The organism is Paenibacillus sp. FSL K6-1122 (assembly GCF_037977015.1).
Classification (GTDB): Bacteria; Bacillota; Bacilli; order Paenibacillales; family Paenibacillaceae; genus Paenibacillus; species Paenibacillus amylolyticus.
Map to the genome: position 1 here is coordinate 5,111,846 of NZ_CP150272.1, position 6,232 is coordinate 5,118,077.

Below are 6,232 nucleotides of genomic sequence, written 5' to 3' on the forward strand. Positions count from 1 at the left end.
CCCTATTCGACAATCATTTTGGATATGCTCGTTTCCTTGATCGATTGGATGCTAATCCATGCTGTTAGTACAATCGTGCCTGCAAGTAACAATGGACACAAAATATATGCCTGTAACGGGTTAACAACAAAGACAATATTGGAAGCACCAAACGTCGACATAATGGCACTAACTAGCAATGGACCCAACGTATTGGACAATATCGTTCCAGTAACAACCCCTAAGATTAATATGACAAGTGACATCACGACATACTTGAACTTGATTTTAGACAAGGCAAACCCAAGGCTTCTTAGTACAGCAATGTCGTTGTTGTCCTTGGCTACTAACATCTGAAGGAACAGTGCTGTAATTAAAATAGATATGAAGACACCGATGACCAAGGCCAGCATCGTCACCATTTTCAATTGTTGGATGGTTCCGCCTAACGTCTGATCCAGATAACCTTGAAGATCGGTTACTTTGGCTGGCGAGAAAGCCGCCTCATATTCAGCAATTTTGGTAGCCATGTCCCCGCGATTATTCAGATCCAAACTGACCACATACCACAACACACTATCCTTGTTGTAAGGTAATAAGGCCTTCGCCGTTTTCCCACCATTCGTTACGTCCTGGTATATTCCGCTGACCGTCATCATCTGGTCCTTGCCATTAACCAGCAAGGTAAGTTGCTCACCAGTCTTCAGGCGCAGCTCGCTACTGTTGGCATCAGATAACGCAATTTCATTCTCGGTTGTTGGCGCATTACCGCTAACATAAGACAATGGGAAAATACTGAAATCTCCAGTTTCTACACTCAGATTGTCGTAACTTCCTTCCGCATTTTTAATCTTGAACTGACTTGTTACCAATGGGGAATACGTTTTAATGTCTTTATCATTTTGGATCTGGGCAACCAGATTGTCATAACGCTGCTCCACATCATCTGTGTGCCTCAAGTCAATGCGAATATCACTTTGTCCAACACCCATATAAGAAATAAAACTTGGCGCCTGCAAAGTGTTCAGGAAGTTGACCGGCACAATCATGATAAATGAACTGACTACAAAGACGAACAACAATAATCGGAACATCTTGATTCGCTGTATGACTTCCTTCAGACCAAGAAAGACAGGTACGGAAGACCAGCGATTGCGGGACAAACTAAGCCGGTTTCGAATGATCTGTGTATCTCCCAGGCTCCCGGTACGGAGAGCATCCACCGCGGAGATGGAACGAAAACGCCGCAGTACCGTTCGACAGAACAGAACAACCATGGCAAATATTATTCCAGCGGCTAATAACGGAATCGCGAAATGCAACAGGGTTGCAGGTGCTTTTCCCATATACAACATGATGTTGGAAACAAATAGTCTGTTAACGCCAAGTGATGCAATGTAACCAAGCACGGATGCAAATCCGGCCATAAATACATACTTCATCAGATACAGTCTCTTAATATCCTTCTCTGCGATTCCAATCGCTTTCATGACACTAATCTCACGATAATCCTCTTCGATGGTCGCAAGCATCGTGAATCGGATGCAGAGCATGGCAATCAGAATCAGCACAAGACTGACCAGAATAATAACGGCTGCAATAACTCCGTCGGTCATGGCATTCAGTACCTGGAACAGCCCATAGGTTACGACTGGACCCGCATTGGGAAGTCCGGCATTTTGGTAAGCCTGGGTAAATTCACTTGTCAGTCCGGGATCGGTCAACCGGAATTCAATGAGATACTCCATCTCTCCGATGCTCTGCTTCAGTTCCTGCAAATTCCCTGCACTCACGATAAAACGTTTGGAGTGCACAACCGATGGATTCATCTGAGCATCACGGACAAAATCAACGATGGTGTAAGAACGCTCAAATTGACCATTATCGATCCGAACCTGGTCGCCCACGCTCAATTTTTTTAGCTGCATGTAATATACCGGAACCGCGATCTCGCCATCGTTGACCTGAATAATCTCACTGTCCAGATTCAACAAATAGTCGAAACCCTGATTCTGTGTAACATAGTCAATGTCCATAACACTGTTCTTTTCAGACTCTGCTCCGAGAAACAGATTAGAGCCGTCAATGTTGACCATTTCCACAATCTGATGCTGCTGGACCATGGCATTTTCTTCAGCCCATGTGTTCACTTTGGCTTGATCGATTTCTCCGGCATGCATTTGCACAAAGTGTGGTGTTTTGGATTCAGAAAATAGATATTGGATGGAACTCGTCAGTTCCATAATCATTCGTGACCCCGAAGATACCAGAAAGGCGGCCAGCAGTACAAAAATAAACAACGCAGCCGTAATCCCTTTTTTTCTCGTTATATCGTTTCTCAGCATTCGTAGCAGCATAAACGAACATGGCTCCTCTCATCTACAAGTTGTTCCTATTTATCTGGAGTCATAAAGCTTGTCAGACAATGCGCCACCGTTGAAGGTTGATGCATCATGAACATGTGAGCACCCTCTTTGATGGTTTGAAGCTTCATGGATGTGCCAAAATATCGGCCCCATCTCAACGCTGATTGAAGGGTAACGGTACGATCCCGTTCTCCCCACAGATACAACACCGGCAATGAGAGCGGCTCATATTCAAGCGTTGCTGCAGATTCCAGCATCCTGAAATCCGCCCGGATGACGGGCAGAAAATAATTCAATAATTCTTTTTCATGTATCAGTTCTTGCGGGAGAGCTTCATAGGAAAACAGATGATCAATCAGATTTTCGTCTGACATCCGATCATAATTCTGCATCCCGCATTCGTCAGGCGTGTTGCAGGCAGATAACACAAGCCGTAACGTTTTAGCTACATCTGGACGTTCCTGACATAAGCGCTGCGCAACGAAGTAGGCTGTAATCCCTCCCAGACTATGTCCAAATAACAGACTGCCGGGCTGTATAACATCCAGGAGCTTGCTGGTATACAGTTCTACGAGTTGCTGCATATGCTCCAGGGGTGTTTCGGTGTTCAGACCATGACCCGGGGGCGTAAACGCCCAAATTTCCGTGTCAGGAAGGTACGGCACTAGGGGCTGAAAACTGTTGGAGTTGCCACCGAGATAAGGAAAACAGACCATTTGTCTGTTTCCCTCCCCCTTTTGTAGCTGCTCCAAATAGATCGGTTCCATCACTTATCCACCACCATAACCAGGCTTACTTTCTTTCCAGAACATATGCAGGGAATGTCTGAAGTGAAGTATCCACATTTTTGCGCTTGAAGATGACATGTATGACAATAGCCGATATTGCAAAAAAGAAGAATTGCATAATTTGAACTTGCGGATTAAAGTAGTACAAATCAATTTGACTTCCTGTGGCTACAAGCCAGAATGCAAGCAGATAAAACAGAAGTGTACCTTTGGTAGCATTGAAGATATAACTTTGGAACACGATAAATGCCATAAGCTGAACAACGTAGTATATGTAAGTGGTTGAGGTGCCAAAAGAGGAAATCAAGTATCCCGGAAGCACCCATAATCCGAACAACAGGCCGGTAATCAGACCACTTGTTATATTATTTTTTAACTTCCCTTGCAAGAATGGAAGCAAAAATCCGATCCAGCCAAACAGCCCACCAATCAGCCCCGTCTCCTTGATCAGATTCACAATCCCCAACCAGATCATTTCAGGTACACTATATGTCAGTTCAGGGACCGGTATGCCGAATAACAAGGAACCAAAGTGCATTGTTGATGCAAAGATGATGGAAATTCCAATAATGAGCGGTATCCAGAACAGGTCCTGTCTGCGCGGAACCAGCTTCATAAACATTCCTTTTAACGCTTCCGTTCCGCCCATCACATAACATGTAATTAATCCGGCAATGGAAGGTGAATACAGAGCAACGATCGCAAGTGGATGCATCAAGGTTAACTCACCTGTTATGGGTACAATAAAATCCGCAAAGAACATGAACAAACTTGCGATTCCATAACATGTGCCAAAGGAAATTCCCAAAAACAAATACATATATTTGTTGGACGGGCTGGTTGCCGGACTTGTGACTGGACGAATGGATGCCTGATTAGCTGTAATCATAGTGCCGCCTCCTTCTCAGTCAACTTTCTCTCAATAAGATCATGCAAACGGTTAATCGTGCAGAAATTAGCCAAATCCAGATCTTCATTTGCTATCTCAATCTGGAATCTACGCTCTACAAAGTCCACCAAACGCATCGCAAAGAGCGAATTGACGAACCGCTGCTCAAAATAATTGTCATTATCATTAATTTGAGTGTCCTCATGATCCATGGTGAGGTTGTTCCCGATAAACTCCCGAATTTCCTGACGATAATCCACTGCCCTTCCCCCTTGTTATTGATGTTGCCCCTCGGGCACTAAAACCTCAATGTAATCTGGAAACTCTACAGCCTGCTGCAAATCATGATAAAACAGTACTCTTCCTTCCTGATCTGCAGATTGCTGCTTGAAACCGGCAAAGCGATAGCTGATATTCATCATCCGGTTCCTTCCGGTATCCCTGAAGTCTGCAAGCATCTGTTTGCCCTGCTTCTGAGCTTCACGCATGATATACGTTAGCAGTACACTCCCTGCTCCCCTGGACATCACTCTGCAAGACATCAGAAGCATGTTTAGCCGCCATACTTTCTGCTGCATGTGAATAAGTGCAAGCCCAATTTTGCCATACGTCCCGTATTTGTCTTCGAGTTCACACACCAATAACATATGGTCCTGCGAGGTCATCAGTTGGTGCAGTTCCTCGTAACTGTAGGTAATTCCCGTTGCATTTAGTTGATTGGTGCGAACGGTAAGTTCCTCTGCACGTTGAAGATCATCCTCAGTAGCCTCGTAGATGGAAAATTTCATGCCAAGCGTAGCCAGAAATTGTTCTGAAGGTCCCTCATACTGTTCCTCAGCCTGTTTACGGAGTGTATCCGCCTGGTACATCTGCCTTCTGCACGCAGAGTCGGCTGTAATGAATCGAGGCATCAGCCTTGGGTCATCAAGCATGGTTTCATATTGATCCGCATGAAGTACCTGGATGTCAGCATGTACACTTTGCACTTCTTCCAGTTCAAAAGGTTGATCATCCACAAACAGAATGGCATCCATGCCGATATTAATGTTCTGCTGAATCCGCTGAACAGAGACGGACTTCGCATCCCAATGGATTTCGGGATATAGAAAATATTCGGCGATGCCCAGTTCGTTTAGTTTCGCCCAAGCTAGCTCTGCATCATTTTTACTGGCAACAGAGTGCAAAATACCTCGCTGGTCCAGTTTTTCAATCACCTCCTTTAAGCCCGGCTTCAGTTGCACATCTGCAGATTCAAGCAAAACCCCATCCCATATGGTGTGGTCCAGATCCCAAACGATACACTTGATATCCTTGAGCTTTTCCATGGTCATGCCACCCTTCATCTTAGTAGGCATAGAATCCTTGACCCGTCTTCCGCCCCCACTGTCCTGCATCAACCATTTTCTGCAACATCGGACAGCATCGGAATTTGGGGTCCTGATAGCTGTCGTACAATACTTTCAATGAATGCACGACCGTATCCAGACCAATCAGATCCGCCGTCTCCAGCGGCCCCATCTGATAATTGAAGCCCTTCTTCATAATGGCGTCCACCTGCTCGGGTGTAGCGATTCCATCCTGTACAATGTACGCCGCTTCATTCATTAACAAGTGCGAGAGGCGATTAGAGACAAACCCGGGCAGATCCTCTATGACAACTGGACTTTTATCAAGAGTTTCCAAAAACGCTACCATCTCATGTTCCGTACCCTGTGTTGTATGATGTCCTTTAATCACCTCCACCATGGATTTAACGGGAACTGGATTCATCAGATGCACCCCAATGACTCGACCTGGGTCAGGCAAAAATGAAGCGAGCTTTGTCACGGAAATACAGCTTGTATTTAGCGCAAATAAAGCATCCGGACGAACCTTGTGGTATAGTCGTGCGTAAACTTCCTTTTTCAACTCCAAGTTTTCGGTTACATTTTCAATAATGATACTTGCCTCTTCCACCCCTTCATCTTGTGTCTGGAACGAGATCCGTTCCATGATCTGATCCAGGGGCACCTGACCGTACCCTTGCTTCAGAAAGCAAGCTGAACGATATTCACGACGTATAACATCAGGGGCGTGTTCGATGACCGACGCCGAAATATCCTGCAAAATTACACGATAACCAGCCCTCGCGACATCCAGTGCTGTGGCGCATCCCATCACCCCTGCGCCAATGATTGCAATGAGTCGATTATGCATACCTAATCACCTCC

Annotated in this window: 6 protein-coding genes; all 6 read right to left on the reverse strand. The window is 45.3% G+C overall.

Annotation, left to right across the window (positions count from 1 at the left end):
* Window positions 1-2 precede the first annotated feature (2 nt).
* The 6 genes from NSQ20_RS23015 to NSQ20_RS23040 are packed head-to-tail and all read right to left on the reverse strand — an operon-like array spanning window position 3 to window position 6,218.
* The gene (locus NSQ20_RS23015) at window positions 3-2,336 is read right to left on the reverse strand and encodes an FtsX-like permease family protein (RefSeq protein ID WP_340030942.1); all 2,334 of its coding nucleotides are present in this window, start codon (window positions 2,334-2,336) and stop codon (window positions 3-5) included.
* A gap of 35 nt (window positions 2,337-2,371) precedes the next feature.
* Window positions 2,372-3,112, reverse strand: a complete 741-nt coding sequence (locus NSQ20_RS23020) for an alpha/beta fold hydrolase (protein WP_036615200.1) — start codon at window positions 3,110-3,112, stop codon at window positions 2,372-2,374.
* Between the two features lie 25 nt (window positions 3,113-3,137).
* Window positions 3,138-4,022: a hypothetical protein gene (locus NSQ20_RS23025; RefSeq protein ID WP_179086485.1), complete on the reverse strand. Its 885-nt coding sequence runs from the start codon at window positions 4,020-4,022 to the stop codon at window positions 3,138-3,140.
* Window positions 4,019-4,282, reverse strand: a complete 264-nt coding sequence (locus NSQ20_RS23030; RefSeq protein WP_017687156.1) for an acyl carrier protein — start codon at window positions 4,280-4,282, stop codon at window positions 4,019-4,021. Before NSQ20_RS23030 ends, NSQ20_RS23025 begins: the two co-directional genes overlap by 4 nt.
* 15 nt (window positions 4,283-4,297) lie before the next feature.
* Complete coding sequence (locus tag NSQ20_RS23035) at window positions 4,298-5,347, reverse strand: HAD-IIIC family phosphatase (RefSeq protein ID WP_100527632.1); 1,050 nt, start codon at window positions 5,345-5,347, stop codon at window positions 4,298-4,300.
* Between the two features lie 19 nt (window positions 5,348-5,366).
* The gene (locus NSQ20_RS23040) at window positions 5,367-6,218 is read right to left on the reverse strand and encodes a 3-hydroxyacyl-CoA dehydrogenase family protein (RefSeq protein WP_211080858.1); all 852 of its coding nucleotides are present in this window, start codon (window positions 6,216-6,218) and stop codon (window positions 5,367-5,369) included.
* Window positions 6,219-6,232 lie beyond the last annotated feature (14 nt).